The sequence below is a fragment of the Streptomyces sp. NRRL B-3229 genome (genome assembly GCF_000719505.1).
Classification (GTDB): Bacteria; Actinomycetota; Actinomycetes; order Streptomycetales; family Streptomycetaceae; genus Streptomyces; species Streptomyces griseorubiginosus.
Map to the genome: position 1 here is coordinate 158,571 of NZ_JOGP01000003.1, position 17,990 is coordinate 176,560.

Sequence of the window (17,990 nt, forward strand, 5' to 3'; positions counted from 1 at the left end):
CGCTACCGGCGACCGGTCCGACGCCCGGTCATCGGGCCATCGCCATGAACACCTCCGTCCAGAAGCGCTGTTGCTGCGCCGACGCGCCCACCAGATAGGTCGCCCGCAGCTTCGCCGGCAGCAGGGTGACCAGGCGCGTCACGGCCGCCCGGTGCTTGCGCAGCTGGGACAACTCCGCGTTGGCGAGGATCTGGTGGACGGTGTCGCTGTCGTCACCGCCCTCCGAGGAGTGGCCGGCGGCGCGGCGCAGCCGGGCCTCCCAGGCGTCGAGGTCCCGCGCCAGCTCGCGCAGACCGGTGACCGGGCGGCCCCGGAAGCGGTCGATCAATGCGGTGAGCGGGACCGGCGCGTACTCGCCGTCGCCGAGATAGACGGTGCCCATCTCCAGCGGCAGCCCGCGCCGGTGCAGCTTGATCAGCCGCTCCAGCGTCCGCTTGGTGATCCAGGCCCGTCCCTCGTCGTCGATGTCGTGCTTCCACCACTCCAGGACGGTCTCGGCGTCCGAGCCGTACCGGGCCAGCAGCCACTCGTTGGCCGGTATGTCCTCGGGCTCGACCTGGAGCGAAGCCGTGAACCGGGTCGCCTGCGCGATGTTGTTCCGGGACACGAGCATCTTGCGGCCCAGATGGTACGGCGGGTTCTGTACCGCGATCTGTGCCCGCAGGTTCTCGATCCGCCGCCCCGCCAGCGACCACTCCTGGGTGATCTCCATGAGCTTCGCGAACGCGGCCTTGTCCTTGGGCCGGTTGTACTCGTCCCACACGATCGCCTTGGGCTCGGGCCCGGTGAACTTCGCCGCCAGCAGGTTGTCGAGGGTGCCGTCGGCGGACGGGATCGGCGCGCACAGGTCCTCGACGTTCGTCACCGGCAGCGAGAAGTACAGCGGCTCCCGGCCCAGGGCCGTCCGCACGGTCTCGCGCACCAGCTCCGTCTTCCCGCAGCCCGGCGGGCCCTGGAGCAGCACCGTCCAGCGGCCCCGCAGCGCGGCCCGCAGCACCTGCCGGACCGGGTCGGGGACGCTCGGCGGATTGGACACGCCGAGGAGCGCGGCGACGCGGTCCAGGATCTCGGCGGTGCGGTTCTGCCCCGGCCTGCCGTCCGGACCCGGCTCGGCCAGCCGCAGCCGCTCCCCGTCGACCAACGGCAGCCCCCAGCGCAGCGGAAAGCCCTCCCGGGCGTTCGCCAGCACGTGGTCCAGGGTGCGCGGGGACAGCAGCTCGCGCAGGGCGGGGGAGAGCGACGCCCACAGCGAGAACACCGGAGTCAGGTCCCACAGGCGGTACTTGGCGGCCAGGTGCCGCCGCCACGCGGTGTCGTTCGCCGTGATCCGCAACGTCACCATGCGGTCGAGGAGCGCCAGGTCGCTGCGCCGGGCCGAGGTCTCGGCCAGCGACTCGTTGTCCGTGAGGAAGACGCCGACGCAGCCCAGCGCCCGCAGGTCGTGCTCCCCGAGCGTCCAGTTGCAGGCGATCTGCATCAGCTGCGACTGGATCGTCTCGCCCGCCTGGAGGGAGTCGTCGATGAGCAGCACGAACGGCCGTCCCGGCTTCAGCTGACTCATCACCAGCTGGCGCAGGACCAGTTCACCGGTGTGCGGGTCGCGCACCGGCGCGTTGACCAGCAGGTCGTCCGGCGTCAGGTTGGCCGCCGGGACGTACACCAGCGTGGCGTCCGGGTGGGCCCGGCCGATGTGCGAGAAGAACGTCGCCGTCTTGCCGATGCCGTGCTCGCCGAAGATCTGGCCCGTCTGCCCCATGTCGATCATCGCGTCGATGAACGACTCGAGGCGCGATGTCGTCAACTGCTCGGTGTCCGTGGTCATTTACCGTGATCCTGTGGTGACGCGATGGCAGTCCATCGCCGGTGTGTGGGTTTCGGGCCACTCGCTGCCGCCCTCGGTGATCAGCCAGATCCATTTGTCCGGCTCGGCTGGCGTGACGGGCGGGGCGTATCCGTCGGTGAGCACCACGACGGCGTCCGGGGTGACGTCGAAACGCCGCCCGCCGACCTCCGTACGGCCCTCCACGTAGTCCGCGACCACCTGGAAGCTGGTGCCGCCACCGCCGTAGACCCGCTCGCCCGGTGCGAACGGCATCACCACGGCGTCGAAGGAGAGCCAGTGCGCCTCGACCCCGTCGATCCGGCCCACCAGCCGGGTGAGCCACTGGATCACGTGGTCCGGCATGGAGCCCGAGGTGTCGTACGCGACGACGAGCACCTTCTCCCGCACCGGACCGCGCCGCGAGAGCATCGGGTCCTGGCCGAGGGCGGCGAGCAGCGCTCCCCGCTTCTTCGGGTACACCAGCCGCTCGCCGTCGCGCAGTCTGGAGCCGAGCACGTCGATCAGCCAGCGCTGCCACCAGTCGACCGTACGCGTGCGCGTGGTCTCGCCGCGCAGGGTGCCCGCGCCCAGACTGCCCCAGATCCGCGCGGCCCGGGCGTTGCCGTCCTCGGTGCGGTCCATCAGGTCGAGGAGCTCCCGCTCCGCGCCCGCGTGCCCCCGCCGGGCCGCCAGCAGGGAGTTCAGCAGGGCCGAGGAGGTCACCTCGTCGACGGTCTCCTGGTCGGCCGGGACGCCTCCTTCGCGCAGGTGCACGCACAGCCGCCGCGCGGGGACGGGCGGCCTGTGCATGCGCTTCAGCTCGCCGTACACCCGCATGTCCGTCTCGGTGAACACCTCGTACGGCACCGGCTCCAGGCCGTGTGCCGTCAGGTCCCGGACGTAGGCGTCGTGGACCTCGCGCGGGTCGACCCCCGTGGGGCGGCCGTTCAGCAGGGGCAGCCGCGTGCGGCCCAGCCGGACCAGCGCCACATGGTTGACGGACACCTCGCAGGCCAGCTCGAACACCGGGTCGGCGCGCAGCTCCGGGTCGGTGAACAGATGCCGGTGCACGAGGTGCCGCGCCTCGTGGAACAGCACGAACTTGACGCCGTCCAGGCCGAGGCCGACGAAGAAGCCCGGGTTGTAGAGCAGCAGGCAGGAGCCGTCGCCCGAGGCCACCACGGCCGCGGTGTCGATCGCGGTCGTGGGGATCTGGTGGTGGCACTTGGCGTACAGCCAGGACGCCACCGCCGACTCGGTCAGCCCGAAGTCCAGCAGCGCGGCCTCCTTCAGCCGCCGCGCCTCCTCGATCACCCCCGCGTCCGCCGGGCGGTACCGCTCCAGCGCCCGGCGGTCGGCCAGGTCGACCACCGGGACACGCCGCCCCCGCTCTCCGTACGCCATGCCGAGCCCCCCGTACCGAATTCCCCCGTGCCTCATTGGTAGCAGCGCCCACTGACAACGGGCCAGCGCATTACGCCCACCCACGTCGGACCGGCGCACTAGGCTCGGGGACCAAGGGCGGGGCCGTAGCGCAGAGGCAGGCGCACCGGTCTCCAAAACCAGAACACGCTGGTTCGAATCCAGCCGCCCCGCCCCCCTTGCCCGGCAGGTTCAGGCGATCGCGCCCGCCGTCATGATCAGCTCCGGCGCCGTCCCGTGGAACGTGTCGAGGAGCTGCGCGAACACCGCCCAGGCCTCCTCCCGGTCGCCCAAGTGGTCGCGCACCACAGGGCGCAGGGCGTTCTCGGCGTCGCGCACGCGCGCGGGGAAGAGCGCGGGGCCGAGGGACAGCACCGTCAGGACGTGCGCGGCCGGTCCGTGCGCGGTCGCGTAGACACCGGGTCCGGCCAGCACTCCCGCCTGCCGGACGCGGTGGTCGAACTTGGCGTGGCTGCCGAACTGCTCGCGCAGCGCGGGCGGACAGTCCGGGCGTACGGACAGGGCCCAGCGGGCGTAACCGGGCAGCGGGCGTTCACGGTCGGCCGCGGTGACCGTCCGCCAGTCGTCCTGACCCAGCACCATGGACGCGGCCTCCCTGGCCGACCCCATGGCGGTGGCGGCTCGGAGCGCACCGACGAGCCCCAGCGCCACGACGGGTTGCGGCACGGGAGGTTCCACCGCGTGCTTGCGCAGGACCGTGTCCAGGCGCAGCGGGCCCGCGCGGCCGGGACCGAACGGCATGCCCCGCAGCACCGCCCGCCGCATCGGCTCGTCCGCCGAACGGTGCCCGTACACCGCCGCGTTGAGCTCGGGGTCGTCCTCCTCCAGGATCCACACCAGCACGGAGGAGGGGACCGGGGTCAGCCTCAGGGCCGCCTGTGCGGCCCGGCGCCGGTTGCCGCCCGGTCGCGGCGCGCCGATCCGCCGCCGTATCCGTGCGGCGGAGTCGGCGTCGATCAGGTCCAGCAGGAAGCCGACGGCCCGCTGATCCGTGCTGCTGTCACGCATGACCGCATGATGTCGCAGGCGACGGGCGCCCCGCACCGGATATACGACGGGCCGGCAAGGCCGGCAGTGCAGCTCGACGGGTCGGCCGGGCCGACACCGGATAGTCGACAGGTCGGCCGGGCCGGCGTCAGGCCTTCGCGCGGGCCGCCATCCGAGCCTTGCGCGCCGCGAGCTTCTCGTCGAACTTGAGGGCCTCGGCGTCAAGCCCGCCCATGAACAGACCGAGTTCGTCCTGCGCCTGCTGCCCCTCCGGGCCGAGGCCGTCGATCTCCATGACCTTCAGGAAGCGCAGCACGGGCTGGAGCACGTCGTCGTGGTGGATGCGCATGTTGTAGATCTCGCCGATCGCCATCTGCGCGGCGGCCCGCTCGAAGCCCGGCATGCCGTGACCGGGCATCCGGAAGTTCACGACGACGTCGCGCACCGCCATCATCGTCAGGTCGGGCGCCAGCTCGAAGGCCGCCTTCAGCAGGTTCCGGTAGAAGACCATGTGCAGGTTCTCGTCGGTCGCGATGCGCGCCAGCATGCGGTCGCAGACCGGGTCCCCGGACTGGTGGCCGGTGTTGCGGTGCGAGACACGGGTCGCGAGCTCCTGGAAGGCCACGTAGGCGACCGAGTGCAGCATCGAGTGCCGGTTGTCCGACTCGAAGCCCTCGCTCATGTGGGCCATCCGGAACTGCTCCAGCTTGTCCGGGTCCACTGCGCGCGAGGTCAGCAGGTAGTCGCGCATCACGATGCCGTGCCGGCCCTCCTCTGCGGTCCAGCGGTGCACCCAGGTGCCCCATGCGCCGTCCCGGCCGAAGAGCGAGGCGATCTCGTGGTGGTAGCTGGGGAGGTTGTCCTCGGTGAGGAGGTTCACCACCAGGGCGATCCGGCCGATCTCGGTGACCTTGGACTGCTCCTTGTCCCAGGCCTCGCCGTCCTCGAAGAAACCGGGGAAGTTGCGGCCGTCGCCCCACGGCACGTACTCGTGCGGCATCCAGTCCTTGGTGACCTTCAGATGCCGGTTGAGTTCCTTCTCGACCACTTCCTCCAGCGCGTACAGCAGCCGCGCGTCGGTCCAGGCGGAGGACGGGCTGCCGAGATGAGGGGAAGTGATCGTCACAGGTGCTCCAGGGGGACACGGCGAATACGTCTGGGAGCCGGCGAGCGGTGCCGGGAACCTACGGAATCGTAGGCTACGAAACCGTAGGTTACGAGACCGTAGGTTAAGGGTGTCGTAAAGATCCCTGATCAGCGGTGTTCCCTGGTCATGACAAGGTGCTCCGGGAAGCGCAGGTCCGGGGCCGTCCGGGTGCGGCGCTCACCCGATCAGACGTACAGCTCCCGCAGCCGGACCGAGAGGCATGTCACACATCCTTCGAGCTTCTCGAACTCGCTGATGTCCACCACCACGGGCTCGAAGCCGAGGTCGGTGAACAGGTCCGCCGTCTTCGGCGCGCTCGCGGCCATGAGCAGCTTGGGGCCGCCGAGCAGGACGACATGGGAGCCGGCTTCCTCGGGTACGGACAGGAACCGCGGGAAGAGCGAGGGCCGGTCCACCTTCGGGATGTGCCCGATGACGGTCCCGTCGGGCAGCGCCGTGACCGCAGACTTCAGGTGCAGCACCTTGCTCACCGGTACGACGACCACCTGGGCCCCGAGCGGCTCGAAGGCGGCCCGCAGCTGCTGGACGCCGGCCGCGTTGGTGCGCCCGCCGCGGCCGACGTAGATCGTGTCGCCGACCTTGAGGACGTCACCGCCGTCCAGGGTGCCCGGCTCCCAGATCCAGTTCACCGAGCACCCGAGCCGGGCCACGGCCTCCTCGACGCCGGCCGTCTCCTCGCGCCGGGACTCGGCGCCCGGGCGGGCGATCAGGGCGACGTTCTTGTACACGACCACCGTGTCCTCGACGAACACCGAGTCCGGGCAGTCCTCCGCGGGGTCCACCTCCACGGTCTCCCAGCCGTGGGTGCGCAGGGCCTCGACGTACGCCTCCCACTGTTCGAGCGCGAGGTCGACGTCGACCTTCTCCCGCTCGATGTGCGTCACCAGGCCTTCGGCGAGACGCGGACCGGGGCGGCGGACGAGGGCCTTCTTGCTGGGCACTAGGGAAACTCCGTATCGGCGGGACAGGGCGGCGCCCGTGACGGGCGCCGGTCAGCCATCATGCAGCGCCGATCCGTGTCGACAAAACCCCCCTTGTCAGGCTGTGGCCCTCCTGAGACACCCCCGGCCCACGAACCCCACCCCCGGAGTCCCGGCGGGCGCCGCGCCGGAGACCGGCGGCGGCGCCGCGTCGCGAGCCGGGGATGGCGCTACGCCAGGGACTCCAGGTCGTGGTGCTACGCGAGGGACTCCAGGTCGTCCGGAGTGATCTCACGGAGCTCGCCGTCCAGCAGCAGCCAGCGTGTGATGCCGATGGACTCCAGGAACGGCAGGTCGTGGCTGGCCACGACCAGGGCGCCCTCGTACGACTCCAGGGCCGTGGTCAGCTGCCGCACGCTCGCCATGTCGAGGTTGTTCGTCGGCTCGTCGAGCATGAGCAGCTGGGGTGCCGGCTCGGCCAGCATCAGCGCCGCCAGCGCCGCCCGGAAGCGCTCGCCGCCGGACAGTGTGGACGCCTGCTGGTCGGCCCGCGCGCCCCGGAAGAGGAAGCGGGCGAGACGGGCCCGCACCCGGTTGTTGGTGGCACCCGGCGCGAACCGCGCCACGTTCTCCGCGACCGACAGCTCACCGTCGAGGACGTCGAGCCGCTGGGGCAGGAAACGGAGCGGGACCTGGGCCGTCGCCTCGCCCGACACCGGCTCCAGCTCCCCGGCGATCGTGCGCAGCAGCGTCGTCTTGCCCGAACCGTTGCGCCCGATCAGCGCCACCCGCTCGGGCCCCCGCAGGTCGAAGCCGCCCTGCACCCGTGCGCCGTAAGCGAGTTCGAGGTCCATCAGGGTCAGTACCGTACGGCCCGGCGGCACGGCCGTGTACGGCAGGTCGACGCGGATCTCGTCGTCGTCCCGTACCGCCTCCACCGCCTCGTCGAGCCGTTCCTTCGCCTCCGAGAGCCGTTCCTCGTGCATGATGCGGTGCTTGCCGGCGGACTCCTGCGCCGCCCGCTTGCGCGCCCCCATGACGATCTTCGGCTCTCGCTTCTGCTCGAACATCTTCTGGCCGTACCGCTTGCGGCGGGCCAGCTTGACCTGTGCGTCGGCCAGTTCGCGCTTCTGCTTGCGGAAGTCGGACTCGGCGACCCGCACCATCCGCTCCGCCGCGTCCTGTTCGACGGCGAGGGCGTCCTCGTAGGCGGAGTAGTTTCCGCCGTACCAGGTGACCTCCCCGGCGCGCAGATCGGCGATCTGGTCGACCAGGTCGAGGAGTTCACGGTCGTGACTGACCACGACCATGACCCCCGGCCAGGAGGCGACGGCCGAGTACAGCCGCCTGCGGGCGTAGAGGTCGAGGTTGTTGGTCGGTTCGTCGAGGAGCAGGACGTCCGGGCGGCGCAGCAGCAGCGCGGCCAGGCGCAGCAGCACCGACTCGCCGCCCGAGACCTCGCCGATCGTACGGTCCAACCCGATGTGTCCGAGGCCGAGTTCGCCGAGGGTGGCCAGGGCGCGCTCCTCGACGTCCCAGTCGTCGCCGACCGTCTCGAAGTGCTCCTCGGCCACGTCGCCGGCCTCGATGGCGTGCAGGGCCGCGCGCCGCGCGGCGATGCCGAGCGCCTCGTCGACCTTGAGGCCGGTGTCCAGCGTGACGTTCTGCGGGAGGTAGCCGACCTCGCCCGCGACGCGTACGGCGCCGTCCGCCGGGGCGAGTTCGCCGGCGATCAGCTTCAGCAGAGTTGATTTACCCGACCCGTTGACGCCGACGAGGCCGGTGCGGCCGGGGCCGAAGGCGATGTCCAGGCCCTCGAAGACGGACGTGCCGTCGGGCCAGGCGAAAGCGAGCGAGGTGCAGGTGATGGAAGCAGACATACGAGTCTCCGCGGTTGCTCGAAGCGAGAAGGGGCAATCGCGTATCGAGACACCTGCGACCGGCGGGAGACGAGGGAAACCGGGGGGCGTGAAAGGGGCCCTGCTCGTCGGGAACGGCTCGTGTGCCGAGGTCGCACGCAGCGCACACACCTCAGGTGTGTGACACGGTGTCTCAGGACCTCAGACGAGCAACGTCCTTCTCCGATCGACGGCAACAGAAGCGTTCTACACCGTATGAGGCGGCCACAGAGCTGTCAACGCATTAACCGGACCGACGGTCCGAAGTCCTGAACCGACGGCCAGAACTCGAAACCAACGGTCAGAAGTCCGAAGGAGGCCCCGTGACCGACGGCTCGCTCTCCCTGCCGGCCCGTCTCTACCTGCTGGCCTGGGACACCTCGAAGTCCGAGGTCACCGGCAGCGCGCAGGTCCCTCAGCTGGTCCGGGCCGGCGCCCTCACCGAGCTCGCCCAGCGCGGTCTGCTCCTCGACGACGACGGCATCGCGACCCCGGTCGACATGGACGCCGAGACCGGGGACCCCGTCCTGGACGGGCTCCTCGAACTGGTCCGGGAATCGCGTCCGCACCGGTGGCGCGGCTGGGTGACATTGCACTCCCGGTTCACCCTGGACGCCGTGCGGGAGCAGCTCACCGCGGGCGGATATCTCCGGGCCCGGAAGAAGCGGGCTCTCGGACTGTTCCCCACGGTCGACCACGACCTGGCGCGACCGGCCGCGGTGGAGGCGCTCCAGGAGGAGGCGCGGGAGATCCTGCGCGGGCAGAGCGCCGGACTGTCCGCCCGGGACGCGGCCCTGGGTGCTCTCGCGGCCGCCGCCGATCTGCGCACCCTGCTGCCGCGCAAGGACCGTCACGACGTCCACGTCGAGGAACTGATCGACCGCAGCGGCCCGGTGGCACCGGTGCTGCGCAAGCTCGTCCAGGAGGTGCGCGGAGCGGTGACGGCGGCGACGGTCGCCACGCGCGCGTGACGGAGGTTCGGGCGGTGCGGTGACGGTGACTCCACGTCTCCGCACGCGGCCCGGCCAGGACCGGCCGGGGGAGCCGACGGGTGCGGTCGGCCTCGGAAGGGGGCAGTGCGCGGCCTCGGAAGGGTTCGGTGCGCGGCCACGGAAGGGGTCGGTACGCGGCCCAGAAGACGCCAGTACGCCTCGTCGGAAGGCGTCAGTACGCGTCGCGCATCAGTTCCGCGAGGTCGTGGTCGAGGTCGAGCTGGAGGTGCTCGAGACCGCTCGGCACGAGGTCGTTGGTCGCCTCCAGGAACCGGCGCAGCTCACCGGTGCGGACATGCACGACGGCGGTGCCCTCGGGGGCGTGGAACTCGAGGACGGTGCGGTCGTAGCCGTACGGGCGCACCCGGACGTCGCCGTGGCCCTCGGGCTCGTCCAGACCTGTGGTGAGCAGTTCGCGGCTGAAGGTCCAGCAGACCTCGACGCCCTCAAGAGTGGCCGGGGCGGGGAAGGTCATACGGACGGCGAACGGGTCGCAGCGGTCGTAGTGCAGTGTGGCGGGAATGCTCGGCATCCGCGGTGCCGCGGCGACGAGACGGGCCTCTACGGGCTGCTCGATGACGGTGGACAACGCCTTGCTCCCTTGTGACGGCTGATGGGGCTCTAGGAGGGTGGGACGGGCAATGGAAGAGACGTCGGAATCGGCCAATCCGTGTACACGAGAATCGAGTGACCTCTGTCACCGTCGCCACGCGCTCGTGTGATCCCGCCCTTCTCCCGTGCCCCCGGAGACACTTGTGACACCTCGCGCACCGGTCGGCGTGCGGCCGAGGGCATCTGGACGGCGCCCGGAGCGTGCACTAGCTTCGCCCGCCATGAGGCGCATGGGGAACACGCGAGGCAAGAGACCTGTGGGACTGACCGTCCGGACCATCACCGCGGGCGCGGCCTGCGCGGCGGCGCTGGCCGCCGTGACCGCCGTACCGGCCCAGGCGCACGGCCCCGACGGCCGTACACCGCACTGGGAGCTGAAGGACAGCGGCGCTCCCGGCGTGCGCTTCCGGGGCCTCGCGGCCGTCAGCCGGGACACCGCCTGGGTGGCCGGAACACAGGGCACCGTGCTGCGCACCACCGACGGCGGGGCGAGCTGGCGAAACGTCTCACCGGCCGGGGCGTCCGACCTCCAGTTCAGGGACGTCGAGGCCTTCGACGCGCGCCGGGCCGTGGTGCTGGCCATCGGTGAGGGCGAGGCGTCCCGGGTGTACCGGACCGAAGACGGCGGAGCGACCTGGACCGAGTCCTTCCGCAACACCGACGCCAAGGCCTTCTACGACTGCCTCACCTTCTTCGACCGCCGCCACGGACTGGCGATGAGCGACCCGGTGGAGGGGAAGTTCCGCATCCTGTCGACCGCGGACGGCGGCCGCTCCTGGAAGGTGCTGCCGAACAAGGGCATGCCGGCCGCCCTCGACGGCGAGGCGGGCTTCGCGGCGAGCGGTCAGTGCCTGGTGAGCTCGGGCCCGCGCGATGTCTGGCTGGCCACCGGCGGAGGCGCACGCGCGCGTGTGCTGCACTCCGGCGACCGTGGCCTGACCTGGACGGCCTCCGACACCCCGATCCCCGGCGGTGCCGCGGCCAAGGGCGTCTTCGCCCTCGCCTTCCGGGACCGCGCGCACGGCTTCGCGGTCGGCGGCGACTACAACGCGGACCAGCCGTCCCCGCGCGCGGGCGCCCGCACCACCGACGCCGGCGGCTCCTGGCAGCAGGCGGCCACCCCGCCGCCCGCGTACCGCTCCGGTGTCGCCTGGCTCCCGCACAGCCGCACCGCCGCCCTCGCGGTCGGCCCCACCGGCACCGACCTCACCACGGACGGCGGCCGGACCTGGCGGACCGTGGACACCGGCTCCTACGACACCGTCGACTGCACGGTCGACGGGGGCTGCTGGGCCTCGGGCGAGAAGGGACGGGTGGCTCGGCTGGAGCACTGAGCGGCGGAATGCGGGTACCCGGTCGCCGACGGTGAAAGGAGTGATCCCCCATGCCGGCTGGTTCGAACTCCAAGCGCGAGCGCCAGTACGAACACATCAAGAAGAGTGCAGAGGACCGGGGCGAGAGCACCGGACGGGCCAAGGAGATCGCGGCCCGCACGGTCAACAAGGAACGCGCCCGCTCCGGTGAGTCCAAGACCGCGAGCCGCACCTCCACGAAGGACATGTCGTCCGGCGAGCGGGGCGGCCGGCGGTCCGGCAAGGGCTCCCAGGGCCCGACCTACGACCAGCTCTACGAGGAGGCCAGGCGCAAGGGCGTCAAGGGCCGTTCGGACATGAACAAGACCCAGCTCCAGCGCGCACTCGGCAACAAGGGCTGACCTTTCGGAACCCCCGGCCCCTCGGCCGGGGGTCTTCCGCCACGGCTCCGGCATGAGCCCGCGCCGCCGGGCCGTACGCTCGTCCCCACCATGGAGACGACGGAAATCCCCGCGGGCCGGCCCGCGACCGAGGAACAGGCCCGCGCGATCCAGGACGAGTTGAGGACGAGGACGATCCTCGGCGAACCGGGCCCACCGCCCGGCACCGGACATGTCACCGGCGTCGACGTGGCCTACGACGACGGGCGGGACGTGGTCGCGGCAGCCGCCGTGGTGCTGGACGCGGCGACCCTGGAGGTCGTGGCCGAGCGGACCGCCGTGGGCCGGATCTCCTTCCCGTACGTGCCCGGACTGCTCGCCTTCCGAGAGATCCCCACCGTCCTCGCCGCCCTCGACGCCCTGCCGTGCCCGCCCGGCCTCGTCGTCTGCGACGGCTACGGTCTCGCCCACCCCCGCCGCTTCGGCCTCGCGAGCCACCTCGGCGTCCTCACCGGCCTGCCCACGATCGGCGTCGCCAAGAACCCGTTCACCTTCTCCTACGACGATCCCGGGCCCCGGCGCGGCGCGTGGACGCCGCTGCTGGCGGGCGACGAGGAGGTGGGGCGGGCCCTGCGCACCCGCGAGGCGGTGAAGCCGGTCTTCGTCTCGGTCGGCCACCGCGTGAGCCTCGACAACGCGTGCGCTCACACGCTCGCACTCACCCCGGCCTACCGGCTCCCGGAGACCACCCGCAGGGCGGACGCGCTGTGCCGGCGGGCGCTGCGGGAGGCGACGACCCGTCAGGGAGCCCGAGAGGGTGCCTAGTACCGCCTGAGTACGTCGTCTGAGTATCTGTACGGATGTGCGGGCCCCGGTGCGGTCGGCAGGCTGTCCCGCATGACGACGCACCGTATGACCCAGCGTTCCCCCAAGCCCCTCGCCGACCCCAACCGGCCCGTCGAGCGCGCCGTGACCGCCGCACTGGTCCTCGGCGTGCTCGCGGGACTCGGCTGGATCGCCGGGATGATCTACACGGTGGCGGGCTGGTCCTTCTGAGGCCCTGCCACCCCGCCCGAGGCCGCCCGCACCGCTTTAGGCCCGCTCACTTGGCCGACGCCACCCGGAAGGTGATCCCGGTCTCCTGGAGCCGCTCGATCAGCGCGTCGCCCATCGCCACCGCCGTGGTGACCTGACCGGACGTCTCCGGCAGGTCGTCGAAGGCCAGGGACAGCGCGGACTCGGCGAACATCTTCGCCGTCTCCCCGTACCCGGGGTCGCCGCCCCTGACCTCGGTGTACACCCGCCGACCGCCGCCCTCGCCGACGAACCGCACCGAGAACCAGCTCTTCGCCCGCTTCTCCGGGCTCGGTCCGTCACCCGGCCTGACCCGGCCCGACAGCCAGCGCCGCGCGGGCGGCACCTGGGCGGCCGCGAACAGCGCGCCGACGGCCGCGACCCCGCCCACCGCGACCGGCAGCCGTCGTACGGCCGCGTAGTGCCGGTAACGGAAGTCCGGGCCGTAACGCTCCAGGACCTTCGCCGAGCGCTGGACGATCTGCGCGTCGATGGTCGGCAGCGGCAGGGCCCAGGCGCCGACCTCCGGAGCGTAGCGCGGGGTGCCGGCCGGCGCGGTGGCCCTCCGGCCCGCCAGGCGCGGCTCGTGCCGGGCCCGGTCCCGGGCGGCGGCGATCATCTGCCGGCCGCGCGCGAACTGGTTGAGGGCCGAGGCGAAGGTCCCGCCGGAGAACATGGCGTCCGCGGTCACGAACCCGTCGACGGTGAGCGGCACGCCCTCCGGCAGCTGCCGGACCGTGAACCAGACCCCCAGGTCGTGCGGGACCGAGTCGAAGCCGGCCGCGTGCACCAGCCGTGCGCCCGTCTCACGCGCGCGTGCGTCGTGCCGGACGTACATCAGGTCCACGAACTCCGGCTCCCCGCACAGGTCGAGATAGTCCGTACCGGCGTCCGCGCAAGCGGCGACGAGCTCCTCGCCGTACGTCAGATAGGGCCCCACCGTGGTGGCCACCACGCGCGCGTGCCCGGCGAGCGCGCGCAGCGAGCCCGGGTCGGACACGTCGGCGGTGAGGATCTCGACCTCGGTGCCCGCGGGCAGCCGCTCGCGCAGCGCCCGCAGCTTCTCCTCGCTGCGGCCGGCGATGGCCCAGCGCAGGTCCTTCGGGCCGTGCGCGGCGAGGTACTCCGCGGTGAGCGTGCCCGCGAAGCTCGTCGCTCCGAAGAGCACGATGTCGTAGGGACGGTCCGACCTCTTCAGCCTGCTCATGACACTCCTGGATCCGCCGCACGCGCCGTTGTCGGTGGCCGAGGCTAGCGTGAGGGGTGCGGAGCCCGAAGACGAGCCCGGAGGTGGGACGGTGGCCGTGCCCAGGAATGCCCTCAAAAAGTGGGAGAAAGTCCGCGAGTTCGCACTCGGGCTGCCCGGTGCCGCCGAAGAGTTCCCCTGGGGTGAGACCGTCGCGAAGGTCAACGGGAAGGTGTTCGTCTTCCTGGGGGTGAGCGACGGCAGTTACCCGATGGGCGTCACCGTGAAGCTCAAGGACGCGGAGGCCCACGCCCACGCGCTCACCTCTCCGGGTGCCGAACCCGCCGGGTACGGCCTCGGCAAGGCCGGCTGGGTGCGCGTCCCGCTCGCGGAGCAGGGTGCCCCGGCGGGGGAGCTGCTGTGCGACTGGGTCGAGGAGAGCTACCGTGCGATCGCGCCGAAACGGCTCATAGCCGAGCTCGACGGCGGATGACGGCTCGACGCCGATGACCGGCCGATAATTGGCTAAGCGCTTGCTCGTTCAAGTCTTGTGCCCGCTGGGGCCTGTTCATAGCATCACTGGTGTTACATCAGTTGTGTCATACCGATGGGGGCTGGATGACAACGGCGACGACGCCCGGGCGGCACGGCCCGCTCACCGGTGTGCGCGTGGTCGAGCTGGCCGGTATCGGCCCCGGCCCGTTCGCCGCCATGCTCCTCGCCGACCTGGGCGCCGACGTCGTCCAGGTCTGCCGCCCCGGCGGCAGCTCCCTCTCGATCGACCCCGCCTACGACATCACCAACCGCAACAAGCGGTCCGTGGTCGTCGACCTCAAGGCCCCCGACGGTCCCGCGCGCGTGCTCGACCTCGCCGCCCGGGCCGACATCCTCGTCGAGGGCAACCGCCCCGGCGTCGCCGAGCGGCTCGGCGTCGGCCCCGAGGACTGCCACGCCCGCAACCCCGCCCTCGTCTACGGCCGCATGACCGGCTGGGGCCAGGACGGCCCGCTCGCCCAGCGCGCCGGGCACGACATCGCGTACATCGCCCTCACCGGCACCCTCGGTCTCATCGGCGAACCGGGCCGTCCTCCGGCCGTCCCCGCCAACCTCCTCGGCGACTACGCGGGCGGCGCCCTCTACCTCGTCGTCGGCGTCCTCGCCGCCCTGCACCACGCGCGCGCGACCGGCACCGGCCAGGTCGTCGACGCCGCCATCGTGGACGGCACCTCCCACCTCGCCGCGATGCTGCACGGCATGACCGCGGCCGGCGGCTGGCAGGACCGGCGCGGCGCCAATCTCCTCGACGGCGGCTGCCCGTACTACGGTACCTACGAGACCGCCGACGGCAGGTACATGGCGGTGGGCGCCCTGGAGCCGCAGTTCTACGACCGCTTCCTGGACCTGCTGGGCCTGCCGGACTTCGCCGACGCCCGCAAGGACTGGACCCGCTGGGGCGACCTGCGCGGGGCGGTCGCCGCCCGCTTCAAGTCCCGTACGCGAGACGAGTGGACGGCCGTCTTCGAGGGCACCGACGCGTGCGTGGCGCCCGTGCTGTCCCTGCGCGAGGCCCCGCACCACCCCCACCTCGCCGCCCGCGGCACCTTCACCGACCATGACAGCATCACCCAGCCCGCCCCCGCGCCCCGCTTCTCCGCGACCCCCACGGCCGTGCGCACCGGGCCCGCCCGCCCGGGCGCCGACACCGCCGCGGTGGCCCGCGACTGGGATGCACCTGACCTCGCGAAGGGTCCCCTTCAGGAGCAGCCCAGGACGTCCCCGATGAAAGGCCCCGCATGAAGCGGCAGATCTTCGCCCCCGAGCACGACGCGTTCCGCACGACCGTGCGCGCCTTCCTGGCCAGGGAGGTCCTGCCGTACTACGAGCAGTGGGAGAAGGACGGCGTCGTTTCCCGCGAGGCCTGGCGCGCGGCCGGCAAGCAGGGCCTGCTGGGGCTCGCCGTGCCCGAGGAGTACGGCGGTGGCGGCACCGCCGACTTCCGCTACAGCGCGGTCCTCGCCGAGGAGTTCACCCGCGCCGGTACGCCCGGACTCGCCCTGGGCCTGCACAACGACATCATCGGCCCCTACCTCACCTCGCTCGCCACCGACGAGCAGAAGCGCCGCTGGCTGCCCGGCTTCTGCGACGGCTCCCTGATCACCGCCATCGCGATGACCGAACCCGGCGCGGGCTCCGACCTCCAGGGCATCCGCACGCGCGCGGAGGACCGGGGCGACCACTGGCTGCTGAACGGCTCCAAGACGTTCATCTCCAACGGCATCCTGGCCGACCTCGTGATCGTCGTCGCGAAGACCACCCCCGAGGGCGGGGCCCGGGGACTGTCCCTCCTGGTCGTCGAGCGCGGCACCGAGGGCTTCGAGCGCGGCCGCAACCTCGACAAGATCGGCCAGAAGGCCCAGGACACCGCCGAACTGTTCTTCCACGACGTGCGCGTGCCCAAGGAGAACCTCCTCGGCGAGCGCGACGGCGCCTTCGTGCACCTGATGACCAACCTCGCCCAGGAGCGCCTGAGCATCGCCGTCTCCGCGATCGCCGCCGCCGAACACCTCCTGGAGATCACCACCGCGTACGTCAAGGAGCGCGAGGCCTTCGGGCGGCCGCTCGCCACCAAGCAGCACATACGGTTCGAGGTGGCCGAGATGGCCACGGAATGCGCCGTCACCCGCACGTTCCTCGACCGCTGCGTCGAGGATCACTCGATCGGGCGGCTCGACGCCGTCCACGCCTCCATGGCCAAGTGGTGGGCGACCGAGCTCCAGAAGCGCGTCGCCGACCGCTGCCTGCAACTGCACGGCGGCTACGGCTACATGAGCGAGCACGCCGTCGCCAAGGCCTTCACGGACGGCCGCATCCAGACCATCTACGGCGGCACGACCGAGATCATGAAGGAGATCATCGGCCGTTCCCTGCTGGGATAAGAACCTTTTGCCCGGCTGACCCTCACCCCTGAAAGGCTTCCTCGTGAGCACCGAAGCGTACGTGTACGACGCGATCCGCACCCCGCGCGGCCGCGGCAAGGCGAACGGCGCCCTGCACGGCACCAAGCCCATCGACCTGGTCGTCGGGCTCATCCACGAGATCCGCACCCGCTTCCCGGGCCTGGACCCGGCCGCCGTCGACGACATCGTGCTCGGCGTCGTCGGCCCGGTCGGCGACCAGGGTTCCGACATCGCCCGGATCGCCGCGATCGCCGCCGGGCTGCCGGACACGGTCGCCGGCGTGCAGGAGAACCGCTTCTGTGCTTCCGGCCTCGAAGCCGTCAACATGGCCGCCGCCAAGGTGCGTTCGGGCTGGGAGGACCTGGTCCTCGCGGGCGGCGTCGAGTCCATGTCCCGGGTGCCGATGGCCTCCGACGGCGGCGCCTGGTTCAACGACCCGATGACCAACCTCGCCGTCAACTTCGTGCCGCAGGGCATCGGCGCCGACCTCATCGCCACCATCGAGGGCTTCTCCCGGCGCGACGTCGACGAGTACGCCGCACTCAGCCAGGAGCGGGCCGCCACGGCCTGGAAGGAGGGCCGCTTCGACCGGTCCGTCGTCCCGGTGAAGGACCGCGCGGGTCTGACCGTCCTCGACCACGACGAGCACCTGCGCCCCGGCACCACCGCCGACTCCCTGGCGGGGCTCAAGCCGTCCTTCGCGGACATCGGCGACCTGGGCGGCTTCGACGCCGTGGCCCTCCAGAAGTACCACTGGGTGGAGAAGATCGACCATGTCCACCACGCGGGCAACTCCTCAGGCATCGTGGACGGCGCCTCGCTCGTCGCGATCGGCTCCCGGGAGGTCGGCGAGCGCTACGGCCTCACCCCCCGCGCGCGGATCGTCTCCGCGGCCGTCTCCGGCTCCGAACCCACCATCATGCTGACGGGCCCCGCGCCCGCCACCCGCAAGGCCCTCGCCAAGGCCGGCCTGACCATCGACGACATCGACCTGGTCGAGATCAACGAGGCCTTCGCGGCGGTCGTCCTGCGCTTCGTCAAGGACATGGGCCTCTCGCTGGACAAGGTCAACGTCAACGGCGGCGCGATCGCCCTCGGTCACCCGCTCGGCGCGACCGGCGCGATGATTTTGGGCAGCCTCATCGACGAACTCGAGCGCCAGGACAAGCGATACGGCCTCGCCACCCTCTGCGTCGGCGGCGGCATGGGCATCGCGACGGTCGTCGAACGCATCTGAC

General features: G+C 71.7%; 17 protein-coding genes and 1 tRNA gene. 10 read left to right on the forward strand and 8 right to left on the reverse strand.

The window, feature by feature from the left end:
• Positions 1-28: 28 nt before the first annotated feature.
• Both IF54_RS0105645 and IF54_RS0105650 read right to left on the reverse strand, forming a co-directional pair.
• Positions 29-1,822: an AAA family ATPase gene (locus tag IF54_RS0105645; protein WP_030315140.1), complete on the reverse strand. Its 1,794-nt coding sequence runs from the start codon at positions 1,820-1,822 to the stop codon at positions 29-31.
• Positions 1,823-3,226: a DUF2201 family putative metallopeptidase gene (locus IF54_RS0105650; protein ID WP_030315142.1), complete on the reverse strand. Its 1,404-nt coding sequence runs from the start codon at positions 3,224-3,226 to the stop codon at positions 1,823-1,825.
• Between the two features lie 117 nt (positions 3,227-3,343).
• On the opposite strand from IF54_RS0105650, the gene IF54_RS0105655 reads away from it, so the two are divergent.
• Positions 3,344-3,419: transfer RNA gene (locus IF54_RS0105655), tRNA-Trp, on the forward strand.
• Positions 3,420-3,436: 17 nt separating this feature from the next.
• Here IF54_RS0105655 and IF54_RS0105660 read toward each other — a convergent pair.
• From IF54_RS0105660 to IF54_RS0105675, 4 genes are all read right to left on the reverse strand, one after another.
• Positions 3,437-4,273 carry a hypothetical protein gene (locus IF54_RS0105660; RefSeq protein WP_030315143.1) on the reverse strand — a complete coding sequence of 279 codons (837 nt, stop codon included), beginning with the start codon at positions 4,271-4,273 and terminating at the stop codon, positions 3,437-3,439.
• A 127-nt stretch (positions 4,274-4,400) separates the two neighbouring features.
• Positions 4,401-5,378: an acyl-ACP desaturase gene (locus tag IF54_RS0105665; RefSeq protein WP_030315144.1), complete on the reverse strand. Its 978-nt coding sequence runs from the start codon at positions 5,376-5,378 to the stop codon at positions 4,401-4,403.
• Positions 5,379-5,584: 206 nt separating this feature from the next.
• On the reverse strand, positions 5,585-6,361 hold the full coding sequence (gene ddaH / locus IF54_RS0105670; RefSeq protein ID WP_030315147.1) for a dimethylargininase: 777 nt from the start codon (positions 6,359-6,361) through the stop codon (positions 5,585-5,587).
• A gap of 236 nt (positions 6,362-6,597) precedes the next feature.
• Entirely contained in the window at positions 6,598-8,220 is a 1,623-nt protein-coding gene (locus IF54_RS0105675; RefSeq protein WP_030315149.1) for an ABC-F family ATP-binding cassette domain-containing protein, read from the reverse strand.
• A 341-nt stretch (positions 8,221-8,561) separates the two neighbouring features.
• On the opposite strand from IF54_RS0105675, the gene IF54_RS0105680 reads away from it, so the two are divergent.
• Positions 8,562-9,209 (forward strand): GOLPH3/VPS74 family protein, encoded by a 648-nt coding sequence (locus IF54_RS0105680; RefSeq protein ID WP_030315151.1) that lies wholly within the window; start codon positions 8,562-8,564, stop codon positions 9,207-9,209.
• A 193-nt stretch (positions 9,210-9,402) separates the two neighbouring features.
• Here IF54_RS0105680 and IF54_RS0105685 read toward each other — a convergent pair whose 3' ends face one another.
• A complete protein-coding gene (locus IF54_RS0105685; RefSeq protein WP_030315153.1) occupies positions 9,403-9,819 on the reverse strand; it encodes an SsgA family sporulation/cell division regulator in 417 nt (138 codons plus the stop codon).
• Between the two features lie 253 nt (positions 9,820-10,072).
• On the opposite strand from IF54_RS0105685, the gene IF54_RS0105690 reads away from it, so the two are divergent.
• The 4 genes from IF54_RS0105690 (at position 10,073) to mmpA (ending at position 12,591) form a co-directional block, all read left to right on the forward strand.
• Positions 10,073-11,176 (forward strand): WD40/YVTN/BNR-like repeat-containing protein, encoded by a 1,104-nt coding sequence (locus IF54_RS0105690; protein ID WP_051735335.1) that lies wholly within the window; start codon positions 10,073-10,075, stop codon positions 11,174-11,176.
• Positions 11,177-11,226: 50 nt separating this feature from the next.
• A complete protein-coding gene (locus tag IF54_RS0105695) occupies positions 11,227-11,556 on the forward strand; it encodes a hypothetical protein (RefSeq protein ID WP_030315155.1) in 330 nt (109 codons plus the stop codon).
• A 90-nt stretch (positions 11,557-11,646) separates the two neighbouring features.
• Positions 11,647-12,360 (forward strand): endonuclease V, encoded by a 714-nt coding sequence (locus IF54_RS0105700; protein ID WP_030315156.1) that lies wholly within the window; start codon positions 11,647-11,649, stop codon positions 12,358-12,360.
• A 72-nt stretch (positions 12,361-12,432) separates the two neighbouring features.
• Entirely contained in the window at positions 12,433-12,591 is a 159-nt protein-coding gene (mmpA, locus tag IF54_RS42950; protein WP_162951986.1) for a morphogenic membrane protein MmpA, read from the forward strand.
• A gap of 46 nt (positions 12,592-12,637) precedes the next feature.
• Here mmpA and IF54_RS0105710 read toward each other — a convergent pair whose 3' ends face one another.
• A complete protein-coding gene (locus tag IF54_RS0105710) occupies positions 12,638-13,816 on the reverse strand; it encodes a saccharopine dehydrogenase family protein (RefSeq protein WP_030315157.1) in 1,179 nt (392 codons plus the stop codon).
• Positions 13,817-13,907: 91 nt separating this feature from the next.
• Between IF54_RS0105710 and IF54_RS0105715 the strand changes: the two genes are divergently transcribed.
• The 4 genes from IF54_RS0105715 (at position 13,908) to IF54_RS0105730 (ending at position 17,989) form a co-directional block, all read left to right on the forward strand.
• Entirely contained in the window at positions 13,908-14,288 is a 381-nt protein-coding gene (locus IF54_RS0105715; protein WP_030315158.1) for an MmcQ/YjbR family DNA-binding protein, read from the forward strand.
• Positions 14,289-14,413: 125 nt separating this feature from the next.
• Positions 14,414-15,592, forward strand: a complete 1,179-nt coding sequence (locus IF54_RS0105720; RefSeq protein ID WP_037819359.1) for a CaiB/BaiF CoA transferase family protein — start codon at positions 14,414-14,416, stop codon at positions 15,590-15,592.
• On the forward strand, positions 15,589-16,731 hold the full coding sequence (locus tag IF54_RS0105725) for an acyl-CoA dehydrogenase family protein (RefSeq protein ID WP_030315160.1): 1,143 nt from the start codon (positions 15,589-15,591) through the stop codon (positions 16,729-16,731). The genes IF54_RS0105720 and IF54_RS0105725 overlap by 4 nt, the downstream gene beginning before the upstream one ends.
• A gap of 43 nt (positions 16,732-16,774) precedes the next feature.
• A complete protein-coding gene (locus IF54_RS0105730; protein ID WP_030315162.1) occupies positions 16,775-17,989 on the forward strand; it encodes an acetyl-CoA C-acetyltransferase in 1,215 nt (404 codons plus the stop codon).
• Position 17,990 lies beyond the last annotated feature (1 nt).